At 49.8% G+C, this 19,998-nt stretch carries 17 protein-coding genes; all 17 read right to left on the bottom strand.

What is annotated here, in order from left to right; translation table 11 throughout:
* Window positions 1-21: 21 nt before the first annotated feature.
* Window positions 22-1,428, bottom strand: coding sequence for an HlyD family efflux transporter periplasmic adaptor subunit (locus ACLTOQ_RS08710; protein ID WP_337560718.1), 1,407 nt, complete (start codon window positions 1,426-1,428; stop codon window positions 22-24).
* Between the two features lie 126 nt (window positions 1,429-1,554).
* Entirely contained in the window at window positions 1,555-1,974 is a 420-nt protein-coding gene (locus ACLTOQ_RS08715; protein ID WP_021916456.1) for a hypothetical protein, read from the bottom strand.
* Window positions 1,975-2,155: 181 nt separating this feature from the next.
* Complete coding sequence (locus ACLTOQ_RS08720) at window positions 2,156-3,139, bottom strand: D-alanyl-D-alanine carboxypeptidase family protein (protein WP_021916455.1); 984 nt, start codon at window positions 3,137-3,139, stop codon at window positions 2,156-2,158.
* Complete coding sequence (gene mgsA / locus ACLTOQ_RS08725) at window positions 3,123-3,518, bottom strand: methylglyoxal synthase (protein ID WP_021916454.1); 396 nt, start codon at window positions 3,516-3,518, stop codon at window positions 3,123-3,125. The genes ACLTOQ_RS08720 and mgsA overlap by 17 nt, the downstream gene beginning before the upstream one ends.
* Window positions 3,519-3,536: 18 nt before the next feature.
* Window positions 3,537-4,652 carry an FtsW/RodA/SpoVE family cell cycle protein gene (locus tag ACLTOQ_RS08730; RefSeq protein WP_021916453.1) on the bottom strand — a complete coding sequence of 372 codons (1,116 nt, stop codon included), beginning with the start codon at window positions 4,650-4,652 and terminating at the stop codon, window positions 3,537-3,539.
* A gap of 9 nt (window positions 4,653-4,661) precedes the next feature.
* Window positions 4,662-4,934, bottom strand: a complete 273-nt coding sequence (gene minE / locus ACLTOQ_RS08735) for a cell division topological specificity factor MinE (RefSeq protein ID WP_021916452.1) — start codon at window positions 4,932-4,934, stop codon at window positions 4,662-4,664.
* The gene (gene minD / locus ACLTOQ_RS08740; RefSeq protein ID WP_412319270.1) at window positions 4,931-5,737 is read right to left on the bottom strand and encodes a septum site-determining protein MinD; all 807 of its coding nucleotides are present in this window, start codon (window positions 5,735-5,737) and stop codon (window positions 4,931-4,933) included. The genes minE and minD overlap by 4 nt, the downstream gene beginning before the upstream one ends.
* A 51-nt stretch (window positions 5,738-5,788) precedes the next feature.
* Window positions 5,789-6,475: a septum site-determining protein MinC gene (minC, locus tag ACLTOQ_RS08745; RefSeq protein WP_262584728.1), complete on the bottom strand. Its 687-nt coding sequence runs from the start codon at window positions 6,473-6,475 to the stop codon at window positions 5,789-5,791.
* Between the two features lie 2 nt (window positions 6,476-6,477).
* On the bottom strand, window positions 6,478-9,372 hold the full coding sequence (locus ACLTOQ_RS08750; RefSeq protein WP_262584729.1) for a penicillin-binding transpeptidase domain-containing protein: 2,895 nt from the start codon (window positions 9,370-9,372) through the stop codon (window positions 6,478-6,480).
* Window positions 9,373-9,921, bottom strand: coding sequence for a rod shape-determining protein MreD (locus tag ACLTOQ_RS08755; RefSeq protein WP_021916448.1), 549 nt, complete (start codon window positions 9,919-9,921; stop codon window positions 9,373-9,375). It abuts the gene before it with no gap.
* A gap of 18 nt (window positions 9,922-9,939) precedes the next feature.
* Window positions 9,940-10,812, bottom strand: coding sequence for a rod shape-determining protein MreC (mreC, locus tag ACLTOQ_RS08760; RefSeq protein WP_412319271.1), 873 nt, complete (start codon window positions 10,810-10,812; stop codon window positions 9,940-9,942).
* A complete protein-coding gene (gene mreB / locus ACLTOQ_RS08765) occupies window positions 10,809-11,822 on the bottom strand; it encodes a rod shape-determining protein (protein WP_262584731.1) in 1,014 nt (337 codons plus the stop codon). Before mreB ends, mreC begins: the two co-directional genes overlap by 4 nt.
* A 14-nt stretch (window positions 11,823-11,836) precedes the next feature.
* Complete coding sequence (radC, locus tag ACLTOQ_RS08770; protein WP_412286952.1) at window positions 11,837-12,574, bottom strand: RadC family protein; 738 nt, start codon at window positions 12,572-12,574, stop codon at window positions 11,837-11,839.
* Between the two features lie 146 nt (window positions 12,575-12,720).
* Entirely contained in the window at window positions 12,721-14,013 is a 1,293-nt protein-coding gene (locus ACLTOQ_RS08775) for an aminotransferase class I/II-fold pyridoxal phosphate-dependent enzyme (protein WP_337622984.1), read from the bottom strand.
* Window positions 14,010-15,053, bottom strand: coding sequence for a tRNA (adenosine(37)-N6)-dimethylallyltransferase MiaA (gene miaA, locus ACLTOQ_RS08780; RefSeq protein WP_412319272.1), 1,044 nt, complete (start codon window positions 15,051-15,053; stop codon window positions 14,010-14,012). The genes ACLTOQ_RS08775 and miaA overlap by 4 nt, the downstream gene beginning before the upstream one ends.
* Before the next feature lie 65 nt (window positions 15,054-15,118).
* On the bottom strand, window positions 15,119-17,308 hold the full coding sequence (mutL, locus tag ACLTOQ_RS08785) for a DNA mismatch repair endonuclease MutL (protein WP_412319273.1): 2,190 nt from the start codon (window positions 17,306-17,308) through the stop codon (window positions 15,119-15,121).
* 15 nt (window positions 17,309-17,323) lie between these two features.
* Complete coding sequence (gene mutS / locus ACLTOQ_RS08790) at window positions 17,324-19,978, bottom strand: DNA mismatch repair protein MutS (RefSeq protein ID WP_118495551.1); 2,655 nt, start codon at window positions 19,976-19,978, stop codon at window positions 17,324-17,326.
* Window positions 19,979-19,998: the final 20 nt, after the last annotated feature.

Consider the following 19,998-nt stretch of genomic DNA (forward strand, 5'->3'; position numbering starts at 1 on the left):
TTTTGGGTAAAGGGTCTGTATTTATTCATTGATCAGCTGATCTACGTCCACGCTCGAAGCGTCGAGCACGATATAATCGTAGGCGCTCAGACCGTAGGTGGTGTTGGATTTGATCAGCGCGTATTCGTCGTTCTGCTTTAAAATCTGGATTTCCTTAAAATCGGCGTAGCCCTTGTTGATATTGAACACACCGGTCAGGGAAGCAGTCTGGGATACTGTATAGCTTTCCGTCGATTCCGGTTTGATCAAATGGTCGCCGACGCGCAGGGAGGAATCGTCCAGATAGTAATTCTCATCGTTTTCCTGATAAATCTGTGTCGCAACAAATTCCGTCGTCAGGGAGCCGTTTTCTCCCGCCGTTTCGCGCAGGACACCGGTTGCGCCGTTGCTTCCGCCCTTTGTGATATAATCCTTCGGGATCAGGAAAAATTCCTGCGTCGTGATCGCGGAAAGGGGAACCTTTAAACCGCTCTCGGAGTCAGATAAAATTTCCACGTCGAGAAAACGGTCGGTTGCAAAGGTGATCATGGAATTGTTTAATTCCAGCACTGCCAGGACATTTCCCTCGCCGCCGTTGTCGATGATGGAAACCTGTCCCCAGGATTCATACTGGTTTTTGAGGAAACGGACTTTGACGTACTGTTCGTTCTCTAACTGCGCTGCTGTCGTGCGGTCGACCTGAATTACGATTCTCCAATTTTCGCTGGTGGAAAGTCGGTAGAGCGGATCGGAGGCAGAGGTCAGCTCGTTGCTGATCAGCTGCGTTTTTTCGTAGTTGTCTTTTTGAAAGTCAGCGTCAGTCAAATCGGAGGGTGCTTTGTCTTCATAACCGTCGATCGAATAGGTAATAATGCCGGATTCCGGCGCATAACAGAGATTGACCGGCTGCGTACTCGCTGCATTGTTGATGACCTCGAGATTTTCCAGTACGTTAATGTTAGCGAGTTTTAAAACAGTGCCTTCCAGCTCATATTTGAAGTTGTAGACGCTGTTGAACTCATGTGGGGAAAAATTCGCGCAGAAGCCAGAAATACTGGTGCGCAGCTCGCGCATATCGCTTCCTGACAGGGAGGTGTTGTCCGCGTTCTGCTCGTCTAAGATTTCCTTGATCTGACCGCTCTCATCTACGGTGCAAACAAGCTGATTGGCACCGACACGCTCCCCTTCACGGGCATAATAGTTGATATAGCCGTTGTAGGAGCTTGTCACAACCGTTTCATCGCGCAGGGCGATGGCCGTATAAATATTATCTACAGACAGTGCGCCCTCCTGTACGCGGTAGGCGACGACCTTCTGATCCCGGAACAGATAAATTCCGACGCAGATAATGATATAAACAAAAATCAGGAAAAAGATAAACGTCCCGAGATTGATATTGAAGGGTTTGCGGTACTGTCTGATATTTCCGTTATTCTGTCTTGCTGCCAAATAAAAAACCTCCGGCTTTTTCCAAAAATAAGCCCCGGCAGAGTTCCTCCGGGGCTTTTTCTTCAGAGTAGACCAGCTTCCGGCTGGCGGTAAGCTGAGATCTCCTGTTTCAATAAACTCATTTTATCAGATGGATACGATGATCTTGGACTTTAAGCTGTCGTCCAGTTCGGATTCATTCCGGGAAACGCTGAGTACGAAATCCACGCCAAACTTTTCGCTCATCTCATCCAGCTTTGCAACAACGCCTGTAATGTTCTGACCTTCCAGGTTTGCAATTTTCAAAAAGCTGTCAAAATACATCTGCTCGAGGTCGTGATCCTGAGAGATGATGCCACTGACGAATCCGAGAAATGCATCGCTGGAATCGATCATGTAGTCAGGAACTACGATCAGACGGATTTTGTTATTCAATTCATACATGTGTTTGGGACTCTTGTCCAGATATACGATGCTGCCATGCGCATCCTTTACCTCATTATTCACTTTGTCCAGAAGAAATTTTGTTTTACCCTTGCCCTTTTCGCCTACGATTAACTGAACCATTGCAATCCCTCCTAAAGTATATTCCCCTTTATATGTAAACATTACACATATAACATATAGGATATGTTTTATTATAGTGGATTTCGCCCAAAAAAACAACCTTTATTTTCACTTCTGTTACTGTTCACTCACAGCTTTCCGGATGAACGGTGTAAGGGCTGAAACATCCAACGCCACCCGATTAAGAAGTCGCCTGCTTCAGCAGGGCATTCATCTCTGTATACAGGATCCCACGCTCCGCCGACTTTAAAATCACCGCAATATAAGGGTTCCCGGAGGTGTCGCGTGCAAGTAAAATCAGACAGTTTCCTGCAGCACTTGTGGTGCCGGTCTTGCCGCCGATTACCGTAACCCTGTCCGGCGCTGCGACATTGCCCGCCAGGTATTGATTGGTATTTTTGACGGAAAGCGTTTTTTCGTTGCCGTTTTTATCTGTATAGACGGTATCATAGCTCGTCATGCTGATGATTTCATTGACCGTGTCGTATTTGAGCGCCTCATTGAAAATCAGGTACATGTCGTACGCCGTGACGTAATGGTTCTCTGCATTAAGTCCGTGCGGGTTTACAAAATGGCTGTTGGTTGCACCGATCGCCTGTGCCTCTTCGTTCATCATATCCGCAAAGCCCTCTACGGAACCGCCGATATGCTCTGCAATTGCAACGGCCGCGTCATTGGCGGATTTGATCAAAAGTGCATGGAGCGCCTGGTTTAACGTCAATTGGTCACCCTCTGCAAGGCCGCAGACAACTGCTCCGCTTTCCAGGTTTCCCATATTGGAGCTGACCGTAATCACATCGTTCGGGTTGCCGTATTTGAGTGCGACAACCGCTGTCATCAGCTTTGTGAGGCTCGCAGGAGCCAGCCGTTCATGAATGTTTTTGGCATAAAGAACGGTACGGGAATTCAAATCAAAAAGACCGGCCGATGTGGCATCCGTCATATCAACAGCGGAATTGTCCGTATTGATATCTCCGTTCACAACACAAAGGCCGGATGCAAAAGCATCTGCCGTCTCGAAACCGGTATCGCCGGAAATCCGAAACGCAGAAACCTTATAATCCGGATTGTAGGAAAAGGCAATTGCCTCATCGCTGCAACCGGTCGCACCGAAGCAGACAGCAAGCGCTGTCAGCAGTGCAAGACATTTATTTGTACATTTCACGCCAGTCTAAATCTCCTCTGTCCAGGGACTTGATCAACAGTTCTGATGTCGCCAGATTGGTAGCAACCGGGATGTTGTGCATATCGCACAGACGCAGGATGTTGTTTACCGTAGGCTCATGCATCTTCGGAGTCATCGGATCACGCAGGAAAATGACAAGGTCAATTTCGTTATGCTCGATCTGTGCGCAGATCTGCTGTTCGCCTCCAAGATGTCCCGCCAGATATTTATGGACATTCAGATTGGTAACTTCTTCGATCAGACGACCGGTGGTACCTGTTGCATACAGACTGTTCCGGCTTAAAATGCCTCTGTATGCAATGCAGAAGTTCTGCATCAGTTTTTTCTTTGCATCATGTGCAATTAACGCAATATTCATGTTGCCTTTTCTCCCATACTAAAAATTATACAGGTTTTTTCGCTGAAGCCCGACATTTAAGACAAAGCCGATTCCTATATACATACTGACTAGCGAACTCAGCCCATAGCTGACAAACGGAAGCGGTAATCCTGTATTTGGCATCATCATGGTAGCGACTGCAATATTCATAAAGCCCTGGATTCCGATCAGTGCGCCTATTCCGGCAGCGATAACCATTCCGGCGGTATCCTTTGCAACCCGCGCGATGGACACACAGCGCATTGCAATCAGAATCAGCAGCAAAATGACCACTGCAGAACCGATAAAGCCAAGCTCCTCCCCTATGATAGCAAAGATAAAGTCCGTCTGGGATTCCGGAAGAAAATTACCATTTTTGACGGATGCGATATCCGTATTGTTAAGTCCCTTTCCCCAAAGCTGTCCGGATCCGATCGCGATGACGGAGTTTAACTGCTGATAAGCTTCTGTATCCGCATAGGTCGCCGGGTCAAAAAATGCCATAATACGATTCCGCTGATAATCCTTTATCAGCGTCTGTCCCTCCTGCATGACAATGGACAGAAAAATAAGAACGGACGGAACCGCCACTGCGAGAACGCCCCCGATAATCTTCCAACTCAAGCCGCCGACAAACATCAGGACACAGAATAAAACAGACACCAGAATCGTCGTGGAAAGGTTGGGCTGTTTATAAATCAGGATCAGAGGCGGGATGATAAAGAGGACTGCAAGCAACAGTACCCGCATCGTATTGAATTGTTCTCTATACTTCATAATAAACTGTGCATAGAATAAAATCAACAAAATTTTTGCAGTTTCTGACGGCTGAAGGTCAAAAAAGCCCAAATCGAGCCAGCGCGCCGCACCGTTTGCCGACCTTCCGAAAAAATGAACCAGAATGAGGGTCACAATCACGAACAGGTATCCGATCCATGCCAGCTTCAACAGTCTGGAATAGTCCAAAAAGGCGATTACCAGCATGGCAATCAGACCGACTGCCATGCCGAGAATCTGTTTGCTCTGTACACTTTGCTTGGCACTTCCGATCGCAAGGATGCCGATAACATTTAAGGCAATCACCAAAAGCACCAGAAGAAAATCAAAATTCTTTAGTTTGTATCTCCGAAACATATTGCTCCTTTAGCTGATTTTATGGAGATCCAGAATCGGAATGTTGGCGTAGATCGAAGGGGTCTTCGCCCCCTTGCCCCGCGTCGACGCTTTGCTGATCTGGATTTCCATATTGTTTGTGTCTATTTTCATATAGCGTGATATGACTTCTGCGATATCTTTTTTGATCATCTCCAGAATTTCGGGCGAGCAGTTGACGCGGTCGGAAATCAGCAGGATTTTCAGACGGTCCTTTGCAACCTCGCGAGAGGGTTTTCTGCGAAAAAGATTAGACAGTTTCATACGCGTCCCTCCTGACTTTTATGAAAAATACCGGTGACCTTCGTCCAGAACGAAAAAGTCGGTTCCGGAAGCAGATACGGGGTCTCCTGCCCCAAAATCCGCTGGCAGATGTTCCGGTAGGCGCGTCCCGCCAGCGTGTGGTTGCCGACGAGCGGTTCGCCCTGATTGGTTGCGATGACGACGTTTTCATCGTCTGGCACGACGCCGATGAGCGGGATGGAAAGGATGTCCACCACATCGTCTACGCTCATCATATCCCCGCGCCTGACCATTTCGTAGCGCATCCGGTTGATGACCAGATCGATGCGCTCAAAACCAGATGCCTCCAAAAGACCGATGATACGGTCCGCGTCGCGGATGGCGGAAACCTCCGGCGTTGTGACGACGAGCGCCCGATCCGCACCGGCGATGGCATTTTTAAACCCCTGCTCGATGCCTGCGGGACAGTCTAACAAAATGTAATCAAACTGCTCTTTTAAGTGTTCCACCAGCTTTTTCATCTGGCTTTCGTTGACAGCGCTTTTGTCCCTTGTCTGCGCGGTTGGCAAAAGGTACAGACCGGGATAACGTTTGTCGCGAATCAGCGCCTGCTTGACGCGGCAGCTTCCTTCCACGACGTCTACAAGATTGTATACAATCCGGTTTTCCAGTCCCATGACGACATCCAGGTTCCGCAGACCGATATCGGTATCGATCAATACAACCTTTCTTCCAGTCGCCGCCAGACCGGTTCCGACGTTTGCGGTCGTCGTTGTTTTTCCGACACCGCCTTTTCCTGAGGTAACGACAATGACTTCACCCATGGCATACGATCCTCCGATCATGAAATATTGGCGTTCCCTGAACAGGCTGCACTAAACAGGCAGTTCATTCAGTAATTCTTTGGTAATGGACTGCATTTGTATTTCGCCGTTTCGGACGCATGCCATCTGCGGCTGTCCCTTGCGGAGCCTTCCCGCCCATAAGCGGCTTTCCTTTGTTTTATATTTGAAATCTCCGATTTTTAATTTCTGCGGAGTCATTTCAAGCGCTGCAATAAAGTGATGGTCCCTGCCGTCGCCGCCCGCATAGGCGTTTCCGGCAAGCCTTCCCAGAACGATGATATCCTTTGTGGAAATGATGCTGCAGCCTTCTTCCACGCTGCCTAAAATGACGATGCTGCCCTCGGTTTCAAGAATCTGCCCGTCTTTTAAGCTGCCGCGGTAAAACTGTCCATCGTCCCCGCTCGCAGATTTTTGCGCAAAGTACCGCGCCGCTTCCGTTGCGCTGGAAAACTGGTTCTGAAGCCCGGCATCTTTTCCGATGACACAGAGCACCTGCAGACGGCTGGATGAGGTGATCGTGTCCACGAGGATATTTTCCTCCTCCTGGGTAAGCGTCCTGCCCTCAAAGGACACCGCGACCTGCATATCCCCGAAAAAACGGGCTGAGTCGCGGAATTTCTGTGCAAGATCCAGACAGAGCTGTTCAAATTCCAGCGTATCATCCAGATAGATTGCAATGCCGTCTTTATAGCTTTTGAGAATTACGGTGTTTTTCATGATCAGTCTCCTCCCCCAACGACAGTTTCCAGGGAAAGTGCAGTCTGGCTGTCAGTCAGGGCTCCGTTTTCGTCCAGGTCGAAATACACGGTCATCAGCTGCTTGGAAAGCTGGCAGGCGTAGTCGGAGGAATAACCGTTTGCGATACGGATCGCCATAGAGACCTCCGGATTGTCGTAAGGCGCGTAGCCGACGAACAGACCGTGGTTTGGACGGGACTTATCTTCTTCGGCGGTACCGGTCTTGCCGGCAACCTCAACGCCGAAATCCTGATAGTATTTCTTGTTCTGGACAACGCCGCGCATGCCCTGATGGATTGCATTCCAGTAGGACTGTGGCATATCGATCGTATTGCGGACGTTTGCCGAATAATTGACAAGCAGGTTGCCAGAGGTATCCGTCACCTTATCTAAAAGCGTCAGGTCATAGCAGGTACCGCTGTTTGCAACGGTCGTCACATAACGGGCAAGACCGACGGTGGTGAAGTTGTTGGTACCCTGTCCGATTGCGGATACAACAGACAGTGCGTCGGAAATCTGCGGTTCGGATTCTTCAATTTCAATGCCGGATTTTTCGTTCAGTCCGTACATAGACGCATATTTGGCGAGCTTTTCATTACCGAGATCCTGATCGTATTTATCGCCGTTTAAGCCGAGCTGATAGCCGACCTCGTAAAAAAAGACGTTACAGGAGTTTGTGATCGCTTCGGATACATTTAAGCTGCCGTGACCGCTTCTCTTCCAGCATCGGGGCTGATAATCGGAGAAACGGGTAAAAATTCCCGGGCACTCGATTCTTGTCGTCAAATCGATTACATGCTCCATCAAAGCCGCGGTAGACGATACCATCTTAAAGGTGGAACCGGGCGCCGTACGCATCTGGGTCGCATAATTCCACATCGGGCGAGAAAGATCCTCGCCGCTGGAAATCCGCGAATAATATTCTGCGTCGATGCCGTTTGCAAGCCGGTTGTTATCATAGCTGGGGTAGCTGACGAGCGCACGCACCTCTCCGGTGTTGACGTCTGTTAAAACGCAGGATGCCGAATACGGGTCGAGAGCAAGCTGCGCCGGGGTAATCTCGAGGTTGCGAATCAGATTTACCATAAAGTTAAAGGCAGAAACACTGCCGGATTTTAATTCGGCGATTTGGTTTTCTGTCGGGTTGATGACATCCTGTTCGATCAGGAGGATGCAGACCTGGGTTCCGGTAATCCGGTTCTGCTCGATCATGTACGGAATCAATTTCTTTAAGAAAGTCTGGCTGTCCAGCTCTTCTAAAATGTAAGAAACCAGCTGCTGATAGACCTCCGAGGAATCGGAATATTTTCCATCCAGGGGAAGCTGGGTCACGTCGATCCAGTTTTTGGAGATCGCGTATTCCAGATATTCCCGGATGCTGATCGTCTCATTGGTCGTCCAGTCGATGTAGGTCTGATCGGTTTTATCTACGCCGGATAAAATATTGTTCTCCGGCAGCAGGTTGTTGATGATATAGCTTTCATATGCCTTATATTCTGCAGGAAGGCTCTGATAAGCGATTGTTCCGGACAAAAGCTCCTCGGAGAGCCAGGTAAGGACCTCATCGCGCCGGGATAAAATCGTCTGATAGACGCTGTACTGGGTTTCTCCTTCGACGGCAGCTTCCATTTTGGAAAGCTCGATCACGTTATTTTTAAACAACGCGCTGTATACATTATCGATCGGAATCTTTAGGTTCGCGCTGGAAACATCGGTGGAGTCATAGTTTTTAACGTTGATGATTTTATCCACCAGAATACCGGCAACGAATTTTTCCAGGATATTATAGGCGTCCGCCTGGAGCTTGCTGTCGATCGTCAGGTAAACGTCGTTTCCGGCAGTCGCGTCCACATGGTCGAGCACTTCTACCTCCCGACCCATCCGGTCAACAAAGACCGTCTCATAGCCCTTTGTTCCCTGCAGATATTCTTCCATGACCTTTTCGATGCCAGCCTTGCCGACGATATCCGTCAGCTCGTATTCTTTGACATCCGGCGCGCTCTTGACGCCGTCCATGCCTTCTTTACTGTTTAATGCGGTCAGCTCGTCCGTCGAGATTTTGCCGGTGTAGCCGAGGATCTGGGAATAATACGGTCCGTCCTTATATTTGCGGATTGTGTCTTCCGCAACGGAAATGCCCTCCAGCTCGTCCTGATTTTCTGCAATTGCGGCAACGGTTTCTTCCGAAACGTCGGTCGCGATTGTAACCGGGATATATTTCTGATATCCGGTGGTTCCCATCGTATACCGGATCGCGATGATGTTGAGAAGTTCTTTTTGGGTATATCCCTCTCCGACTGTAAAGCTGTTTTTATCGTTCGGATCAGTCAGTCCGCCGATCGCGTAACGTTTGGAGCCGGCGAGATATTCGATAATATCCTGCGCGGTTGCATTTTTCTGGCGCTCTTCCAGATCGGAAATCTGGGTGATACCGTAGACGTCAGCGATAAAACGCAGCCTTCTCGAGCCGGTCACGCTGTAGGCAAATTCGCCGTCGCCATCGATATAAATATTGAAATCGCAGCTGATGCTGTCGCCGTTTTCGTCCAGAATATGAAGGACTTTTTTGAGGATACCGTTAATTGTGGCATTTTTTTTGCTGGATTCATAGACATCCTCGATCGTGACAGAGCTGGAAAGCTCATTGTAGGCGAGCGCAATGCCGTTTACGTCGTAAATATTGCCTCGCGTGCTTGCAATCGAACGCTCTTTTTTGATTTTTAGTTCAAATTCCTGCTGCTTGTCCTCGCCCTGTACGATCTGCAGCGTGAAAATGCGCTGGAACAAAAGGACTGCCATCACAACAAACATGACGTACAAAAAAAACGTTCTGGAACTGATAAAATTGATCAGAAATCTCTGAATTTTTTTCAACAATTATTCTGTACTCCCTCGATCCGCACACCAGAGCCATTTGTGCAGCAGCAAAAGCAGCGGATAAAAAATAAATGCAACAACGATGGTGTAAACTGCTTCCGGTAAAATGATATGTAACAGATAGTAACCGATGTCAAGGCGCGCCCGCATCAGAAACATAATCAGATAGCAGACGAAATTGACGCAGAGGTCTGCAGCGGTAATCATCATCAGCGGAAGCTTGATATCTTCGGGATAAAAAAGCCGGTTCGCCTGTCCGCATAAATATCCGACATACAAAAACAGCAGCGCGTAAAAACCGAGCAGGTCTCCGGTAGCACCGTTCTGGGAAATGAGGCTGACGCCGTTTGCCGCAAACAGATCTGCCAAAAGCCCACAGGCAAAGCCTGTCCACATGCCGGCTTTGGATCCCTCCATAAACCCGATGGATGCGACCAAAATGACTAAAAGGTTCGGTTTGATCGAGCCAAATGCAATCCAGGGGCAGACAGAGGTCTGCAAAAGGAAAAAGACCCAGATCAGGGCGGCAACTGTCAGAAATTTTTTCATAGAAAGAAGCCTCCTTTGTCAGTCACCGGTCTGCTGTTTTTGTTCCATCACAACTAAAACCTCGTCCAGATGGGAAAAATCGACAGCTGGTGTCACCGTTCCGGATTTGGTCAGGTTATTGGAGGAAGTGCTGATCGAATCGATATAGCCGATCAGAATTCCGGGCAGATATTTATCACTGATATTGCTCGTAACGACCTTATCTCCGACTGATACGTTGTTGTCCGGGTCGGAAAGCTGGGAAAACAGGATCGTTCCGTCCGACTGTATGGACTGCAGGCTGCCGGATACGATTAAGTTGTTTGAGGTTGCAAGGACGGTTGCGCTGACGCTGCTCGTATCGGAAATGATGGAAATAACCTTTGCGTAGTGCGGACCAACAGAAACAACGCGTCCGACCAGACCGCTGCCTGCCATGACGTTATAATCGACCTGTACGCCTTCTTCTTCCCCCTTGTTGATCGTAAACGAAGAAAACCAGTTATCAGTTTCGCTGGAGATGACCCTCGCACCGATCTTGTCATAATCGGAATATGCCTGGTCGAGGTCATATAAGCTGCGCAGGTTATTTAATTCGTAACGATCCTGCTGCAGCTGGTTGTTTTCGATCGTCAGCTGATCAATCTGCTCCTGCAGATCTTTGTTTAAGGCAAGAACATCCTTTAACTGCGCCAGCTCGTCGGAACGGTCGGATAAGTATCCGCCGATCGTCGCGATCCCGTTCTGGAACGGAACAACGACGTAGCCTGCCGCCTGCTTTAAAACACCTTCGAATACGTTGGTATTAAAGGTAAAAATCAGCAGAAAAGCGCAGACTGCAGTAAGAACAAGCAAAAGCTGTTGGCTTGTAATCGTGATTTTTTTTCGTTTCTTTTTGACTACAGGACTCATTTACCCATCCCTTCAATAGCATATGCTACAGATTTGTAATTGTCCTCTTTCAGGATGCGGCCCATGCCGAGCACGACGCTTTCAAGCGGGCGCTGCGCCTGATTGACCTTTAAACCGGTGGATTTCTGCAGAAGCTCTGCGAAATGGCTGGTCTGGCTGGCACCGCCGGTTAAATAGACACCGTGTTTGAAAATATCGGCACCGAGTTCCGGAGGGGTTCTCTCCAGAATCACTTTTACGCTGTCGATGATGGTGTTGAAGTGCTCTTCCAGGCAGCTGTTGATTAAATCCGTCGGGATTTCACGTTCTACCGGAAGTCCGACTACGATATCGCGGCCGTATACGACAGCGCCCTTGCCCTCTTTTTCGAGATCGCCGATGGACTGACGGATCGTTGCGGCTGTTTTCTGACCGATCAGAAGGTTAAATTCACGGCGTACGGTCTGGCGAACCGCTTCGTCGAATTTCAAGCCGCCGGTTTTGATCAGTCTGCTCAGCACGATGCCACCGAGGGAAAGAATGGAAACCTCCGTCGTATCGTAGCCGATATCCACAACCAGGACACCCTGGGAATTTTTTACGTCGATGTCCATGCCGAGGCCGTCCGCAATTGCCTTTTCCACGACCATGATCTTGCGTGCCTTGACGTTCGCATCCTTGATCAGATCATAAAACGCGCGCTTCTCCACTTCCGTGATATCGGTCGGGACTGCGATATAGAAATCTGCCGGACGGATATTTCCTTTGGACATATCGGAAATAAACAGATGAATCAGCCGTTCCATGTTGTTGATATCCGCGATGACACCGTTGGAAAGCGGATGACTGATCTGAATATTTGCCGGGGCTTTTTCATACATTTCATAAGCGGAATTACCGTAGGCAAATATGTTCTTTTTATTTTCGATGGCGATCATATTCTTTTCCATCATGACTGAATCGTCGGAAAGACTGTAGATTTTGATGTTGCTCGTTCCGAGATCGATTCCGTATGCGCAATTTGGCACCATGTTATTCTCCTTCCTTAGATCAGCCCTGCCTGCCGGAAACTGAAAAAATCCGAATCGCCGACAATGATATGGTCGGTCAGGCAAAGCTGCATCATCCCGCCAAGCATGGCAAGGCGCTTTGTAAGTTCTTTGTCCTCGGGGCTCGGAGTAACGTCCCCGCTGGGATGGTTGTGCAGTAAGAGGAAGCTGACAGCCCCGACGCGCAGCGCCTGCAGAAAAATTTCGCGCGGAGAAACGAGCGCCGCATCAATGGTCCCAATCGAGAGAAGCTTTTCCCTGATCAGGCAGCCTTTGCCATCTAGCAACAGCAGAATCGTGCGTTCGAGCATACCGCCGTCCTCTTCAAATATCGGCCTGCAATAGTCTGCCGCCGTTCCCGGGTCCGGAAAGGCGGGAAGCTTTTTGCGCTGCCCGAGGGCAATCCTTCTTGCCAGTTCAAAAATGCAGCAGATCCGCACGGCTTTTACTTCGCCGATTCCCCTGATCTGCTGCAGCTGGTTGCAAGATAAGCTGGAAAGTCCCAAAAGTCCGCTTCGGGAACCGAGCGGCAGGGAAAGCACCTGCTCTGCCAGCGCGAGCGCCGGACAATCCCGAAACGCCTGCGGGGCGTCCGGTCCGGGATCAGGCCCTGTACGCAGCATAATCGCCAGAAGTTCGGCGTCTGATAAGGATTCTGCCCCTTTTTGCAGAAATTTTTCATACGGGAGACGGTCAGAAGCTGTCAGCTGTGTTTCTTTTTTGGATACTTTCATTTGGTTTGTCCTCCATTTCCCTCTCCATGAAAATGCAGGACAGCATGCTCTTTTTGTCTCCCTGAGCTTTTATCATATTAACATAATTCTTTTTTTCTGTATAGAAAGAAAAGGCACTTTTTTTCGCACCGTCCGACAGCAGGCGATTATTTCTGACACAAAATGGAAGAAACGACGCCCTTTTTGACGCACTGCTGCAGGGATTTCAGGATGCCGAATTTTGCGTGCTGCCAGGTCAGTCCGCCCTGAAAATATACGGCGTAGGGAGGCTTGATCGGACCGTCTGCGGACAGCTCGATGGAAGCGCCGGATACAAATGCCCCCGCCGCCATGATGACCTGACTGTCATAGCCGGGCATATCCCACGGCTCCGGGGTAACGAAGCTGTCTACCGGGGCAGCGTACTGAATGCCTTCGCAGAAGGAAATCAGTCCTTCCGGCGTGCCGAATTCGATTGCCTGAATGATATCGTAGCGGGGGGCGTCCCCGGAGGGAACGACCTTAAAGCCGAGCTTTTCATAGAGGTTTGCCGCAAAAATCGCACCCTTTAATGCGCCTGCGGTGACGGTCGGCGCCAGGAACAGTCCCTGATAAAAGGAAGGAAGCACCTGCAGCGATGCGCCGACTTCTCTTCCGAGTCCGGGAGAGGTTAAACGAAAGGCAGCATTTTCCACGCAGTTCTTTTTGCCGACGATATAGCCGCCGATCGGTGCAAGTCCGCCGCCGGGATTTTTGATCAGAGAGCCAACGCACATATCTGCACCGACGTCTGTGGGTTCGATCGTCTGGGTGAATTCGCCGTAGCAGTTATCTACCATGCAGATGATGTCCGGCTTGATGCTTTTGAGAAAAGCAATCAGCTCGCCGATCTGCTCTACGCTCAGAGTCGGTCTGGTCTGATAGCCCTTGGATCGCTGGATCGTTGCGAGTTTGGTGTTCGGATGGATGGCATTTCTAATGCCCTCCCAGTCAAATGAACCGTCCTCTTTTAAATCGACCTGACGGTAGCTGATGCCATATTCTTTCAGGGAACCACGGGATTCCCTGATGCCGATAACCTCTTCGAGGGTGTCATAAGGCTTTCCAACAGGGGATAACAGTTCGTCTCCCGGTCTTAAATTGCTCATCAGCGCGAGCGCGAGCGCGTGTGTTCCACAGGTGATCTGAGGACGCACCAGGGCTGCCTCGGTATGGAACAGGGACGCATAAACTGCTTCCAGCGTGTCTCTGCCGATATCGTTATAGCCGTAGCCGGTTGTGCCAAGCAGGCAGGCTTCACTGACACGACAGTCCTGCATTGCCTTTAATACCTTCAATTGATTGTATTCTGCTGTTTTGTCGATCTCGTCAAATCGGTCTTTTAAAGAAACAAGGGTCTGTTCCCCGTATTCATATACTTCGGGGGAAATTCCCATCGCGGTATACATATTCTGCATCATTGTTTTAACTCCTCTGCTTTTGTAATCAAAAACTGTAAAATACTATTTTCATCTGGAAAGTTCTGCCTGTCAACCCATGTCACACATTTTTCCCGGCGAAACCAGGTCAGCTGGCGCTTTGCAAAGTGCCGGGTATCGCGCTTAATCAGATAAACTGCGCGTTCGAGGTCATATTCGCCCTCCAGGTAAGCCAGGATTTCCTTATAACCAAGTCCCTGCATCGACACCATCCCTCTGTGACAGCCTTCCTGCTGCAGCCCTTTGACTTCTTCCACCAGTCCGTCTTTTAACATCTGGTCGACGCGGCGGTCAATCCGTTCATAGAGTTTTGCGCGGTCATCCGTCAGGACAAAATAATAAAACCGATAGGCGGCGTCCCGCTGATGCTGCGCTTCATTATGCGCAGAAATCTTCCCGCCGGTCTGTTCGTGGTATTCGAGCGCCCGGATGACGCGCTTTACGTTGTTTTCGTGGATTTCTTCCGCTGCTTTCGGGTCAGCCTGTACAAGCAGCTCATGCAGCGCATGTGCGCCGTTTGTTCTGGCATATTCTTCCAGCCGGTTTCGCAGCGACGTATCCTCTGCGTGCTCGGTAAAGTCGATATCATATAAAACGGACTGGATGTAAAAGCCTGTCCCGCCGACAAGAATCGGGATTTTATGACGGCTTAAAATATCTGAAATCGCTTCTTTTGCCAGCTTTTGAAACAGCACGACATTGAAATCCTCATCCGGGTCGAGCACGTCGATTAAATGATGGCGGATCCCTTGCATTTCCTTGGTGCGCACTTTGGCAGAGCCAACATCCATGCGCCGGTACACCTGCATGGAGTCGGCGGAAATAATTTCACCGTTCACCGCCTTTGCAAGGGCAACAGACAGGGCCGTTTTTCCGACAGCGGTCGGACCTGTCAGGATGACGAGGGGCGGCTTTGAGGGCGCACTGCCTGCGCTGGGGCAGTTTTGAATGTTGAGTCCGGTGTCGGGAGAACCTTTTTCATTATTCGCTACGCTGCAGGCAGAAGGTTGTATCTTTTCCATAAAATTTTATCTCTCCAAATTGAAAGCTATATCTCCCAGTTCTATCTTCGGGGATCGAATTCCCATTACACGATTCGCTTGAATTTGCGTTCCAGCTCCTGCTTTGTCATCACAATCATTGTCGGGCGGCCGTGCGGGCAATGATACGGATTATCGAGGGTCAGAAGCTGCTCCAACAGTTCCTGCATTTCGGCAAGGCTTAAACGATTATTGCCCTTGACCGCAGATTTACAGGCCATCGTAGCGATACGTTCTGCAATCGCGGTCGGTGCATTCGGAGTCTGACCGGTTCCCAGCTCATCCAGAATATCCTGTAAAAACTCTGCCTCGCAGTGTCCGTACAGATCGCAGGGAACTGCGCGCATCGCATAGGAGCTGCCGCCGAAGGAATCGATTTCAAAGCCGAGCTGTTCGAAATACTCCTGATACTGTTCCAGAAGCGCTGCTTCAGCGCCCGTGAGTGTTACGATCAAAGGCGGCATCAGGTTCTGACTGACGGGCTGTTTGTCGTGAAATCGTTTCATGAGCATTTCGTATTTTACCTTTTCATGCGCCGCATGCTGGTCGATCAGGATCATTTTATCATGATACACGGCGATCCAGTACGTGTCAAAGATCTGACCGATAAGCTGGTATTCGTCCACCGCCTTGCGGCTAAGGATTTTTTCATCAAATAAATTCAACTGCTCTGATTTTGCAATGTCAGGCGCCTGTGTCTCATATGCGATTCGATTCTCACGAACAGCCTGTTCGAAGCGTTTTTTCTCAAACGGCTGCGGCGGAAGAATCGCCGAATGGTGCTGGGGCCTCTGTGGGGAAACGCCGACGTTTTCTGATGTGCCAATCCCTGCACCGGTAGAAGAAGCAGGATCTGACGTAGCTTTGGAAAGCGAATCGCTGGCAGCAGATTCTTCCTCTGTCCTTTGTGTGGACAAACCTTCCACGGCTGTATCAAACGTATTGACTTTATTGGTCAAGGTTTGGATAGCTGGCTTATTTATGCTATTTTCTGTACTTTGGCTGCTTGTGGTTGTTGACCTGACGGGTCGACTTTTGTATAAGTTGACCATATCGGTCGATCGCCGTTTTGCCGAATCCGGCATCGGTGCTGCTGCCTGGACATCCTTACGCTCCTGCTGGCGATGTCCAGTCGGAATGCCGGAGGAAAGGAGCTTTTGTGTGAGACTGACGGCAGTTTGCTTAGATGCCTGCGCACCGCTTTTTCCCGTCCTTTTGTCGTCATCCAGCACAACCTGCGGGATCATCTCCCGGTCGTGCAGTGCTTTCTGCACCTGCTCTTCCAGAAAATCGAATACCCTGCGGTTATCCGAAAAGCGCACTTCCATTTTGGATGGATGGACGTTGACATCTACCTGTTCGGTATCGATCTGCAGATGGAGGTATGCCATCGGAAATTTATGCTGCATCAGATAGGCTTGATAGCCGCTCTCCAATCCTTTTGAGAGCACCTGGCTTTTGATATAGCGGTTGTTGACAAAGAAAAATTCGAAATTGCGATTCGGGCGTACCAGCTGCGGACTGCCAAGGAACCCTTTTACAGAAAATCCGTTGCCGAAAGCCTCAAACGGAAAAATTTCCTTTGCGATTTCGCGGCCGTAAATCCGATAGATGACCTCCTTTAAATCTCCGCTGCCGGAGGTGGAAAAACGGGTCTGTCGGTTGATCTGGAACGTAAAAGAAATATCCGGTCTGGATAGCGCCATGTGCTCCATCAGATCCGCAATGTAGCCGCCCTCCGTCGCCGGCGTTTTTAAAAACTTCTTACGGGCGGGTGTGTTATAGAACAAATCGCGGACAAGGATCGTCGTGCCCTCCGGCGCACCGATTTCCGAAAAATCCGCTTCCCGCTCGCCTTCGATGCAATAGCGAACGCCAACTAAGGAATCCTTCGTGCGCGTGATCAGCTCGACCATCGAAACGGCGCAGATGCTGGAAAGCGCCTCCCCTCGAAACCCCAGGCTATGAATCCGGCTCAAATCCTCTACGCCGCGGATTTTGCTCGTCGCGTGGCGTAAAAAGGCTTTCCGGATCTGCGCCTTTTCAATTCCAGAGCCATTGTCCGTAACCCGGATAAACGAAGTCCCGCCATCCTTGATTTCGACCGTGACAGCGGTTGCACCCGCATCACAGGCATTTTCCACCAGCTCCTTGACCACACTGGAGGGGCGTTCCACCACTTCTCCCGCTGCAATCTGGTCAATGGTTTTACTGTCCAGAACCATAATTTCAGCCATATGTAAAATTCCCCCTTATCCGTTTCCCCAGCGGTTTTTAAGCTTGTTCTGCAGCCGATAAAGCGTGTTGAGCGCATCGAGCGGCGTCAGCGTCTGGATGTCGACGTTTTTTAATTCCTCGAGAACGTCCTCATCTTTGACCGTATCGAAGAGGGAAAACTGTTCCAGATCCACTTCATCGTAATGCTTTTGTTTCTTTGCCGTCGTGTCTGTATCCACGGAAATGCTCTGTACTTTTTCTGTAATGTCGTTGTCGGAAAGCTGCTTGACGATTTCCTTTGCGCGGTCGATAACCATATCCGGGACACCTGCAAGCCGAGCCACCTGAATGCCGTAGCTCTTATCTGCGCCGCCCTTGATGATTTTACGCAAAAAAACGATATCGTCGCCCTTTTCCTTGACCGCGATACAGTAATTGTTGACGTTGCCGATCTTGCCTTCCAGCTCGGTCAGCTCGTGATAATGCGTTGCAAACAGCGTCTTTGCCCCCAAAAGCTTTCGGTTACTGATGTGCTCGATCACCGCCCAGGCGATGGAAAGACCGTCAAATGTCGACGTGCCTCTGCCGATTTCATCCAACACAAGAAGGCTTTTGGACGTTGCGTTGCGCAGAATATTTGCGACTTCGTTCATCTCGACCATAAAGGTAGACTGACCGCTTGCCAGATCATCGGATGCGCCCACGCGGGTGAAAATCCGGTCGACAATGCCGATATTTGCCGTTTTTGCCGGCACAAAGCTGCCGATCTGGGCGAGCAGCACGATCAGTGCGGTCTGACGCATATAGGTGGATTTACCAGCCATATTGGGGCCTGTGATAATTGCAATGCAATGCTTCTGGTTATCCAGATAGGTGTCATTGGAAATGAACATATCGTGGTCGGTCATCTGTTCAACAACGGGGTGCCGGCCGTCTCGGATATCGATTACGCCCTTTTCATTCAGGACCGGGCGGACATAGTGATTTCGCTCCGCAACAAGTGCAAGGGAAGCAAAGACGTCCAGGCGGGCAATTGCCTTTGCCGTGCGCTGGATACGTTCGATCTGCGCGGCAATCTGCTCCCGCACGCTGCAGAATTTATCATATTCCAGTCCCGTCAGCTTGTCTTCGGCATTCAAAATCATATCCTCAAGTTCTTTTAACCGTGGCATGGAATAACGCTCCGCGTTTGTCAGCGTCTGCTTACGCACATAATCGTCCGGCACCATATCCTTATAGGAATTAGTGACTTCCAGATAATAGCCGAATACCTTGTTGTATTTGATTTTGAGGTTTTTGATCCCGGTGCGTTCCCGTTCCTGCTCTTCCAGCTCTGCCAGCCAGGTTTTGCCTTCTGTCTTGGCAGCGCGCAGCTGGTCGATCGTCTCGTCGAAGCCCTCTTTGATCATGCCGCCCTCACGGATGGAAATCGGAGGCTCTTCGACAATTGCCTCTTCGATCAGCGTGCACAAATCCTGCAATGCGTCGATATCGTTTTCGATTTTTACCAGCTCCTCGGAATGAAAATCCTCCAGCACGCTTTTGATCGGCGGCAGCATCTGCATGGAATTACGGAATGCGATCAGATCCCTCGGGTTCGCTGTTTTGTAGCTGACTTTACCCAGCAGGCGTTCCAGATCGTAAACCGCGTTTAAATATTCGCGGATTTCTTCGCGGGACATTGGATTTTTCAGCAGCTCGTCGACTGCGTCCAGGCGCAGGTTCATCTCCTTCTTCGCAATCAATGGCTGCTCGATCCAGCTGCGCATCATGCGAGCACCCATGGCGGTTTTCGTCTTGTCCAGAACCCATAACAGGGAACCGCGCTTTTGCTTTTCGCGCAGCGTTTCCGTCAGCTCCAGATTCCGGCGTGTGGAGGAATCCAGCAGCATGTATTTGTTCGTCAGATACGGATCGATATGGGTAAAATGCGCCAGACTGGTTTTCTGTGTGTCATACAGATACTGCATCAGACCGCCCGCCGCGATCAGGCCGTTCGCAAATTCCTCGAGGCCAAGACCGATCAGCGAAGAGACATGGAAATGCTTCTGCAGGCATTTGCGGCACAAATCTTCATCAAAATAGTGCGGATCGAGGGAATAAACAGTGATATGCAGACGGTTTCTCAGATCTTCGATATCCACACCGCTCATCAAAAACGCGTCGTTGCAGATGATTTCCGACGGGTGATATTTGTTGATTTCATCCAGCAGCTTTTTGGCGTCCTCCACCTCGGTCACATAATAGTCCCCGGTTGTGACATCCGCGATGGATAGCCCTGTTTTTCCGGTAAAATAGGCAACGCACATCAGATAATTGTTTTTGGATTCCTCCAGCGCCTGAACGTCTAAGTTGGTGCCGGGGGTGACGATGCGCACGACATCCCGCTTTACCAGTCCTTTTGCGAGCTTCGGGTCTTCCATCTGTTCACAGATCGCTACTTTATAGCCTTTGGAAACCAGTCTGTCCAGATAGCTCTCCACTGCATGATAGGGAACTCCGCACATGGGGGCACGTTCTTCCAGACCGCAGTTTTTTCCGGTCAGCGTAATTTCCAGCTCTTTCGACGCGGTCAGTGCATCGTCAAAGAACATTTCATAAAAATCGCCCAGACGGTAAAAAAGAATGCAGTCCGGATACTGTTTTTTCGTTTCCAGATATTGCTGCATCATCGGTGTTAATTCCGCCATCGGTATGTATTCTCCTTTTT

Origin of the sequence: Gallintestinimicrobium sp., from assembly GCF_046968865.1 — a bacterium.
Lineage (GTDB): Bacteria > Bacillota > Clostridia > Lachnospirales > Lachnospiraceae > Gallintestinimicrobium > Gallintestinimicrobium propionicum.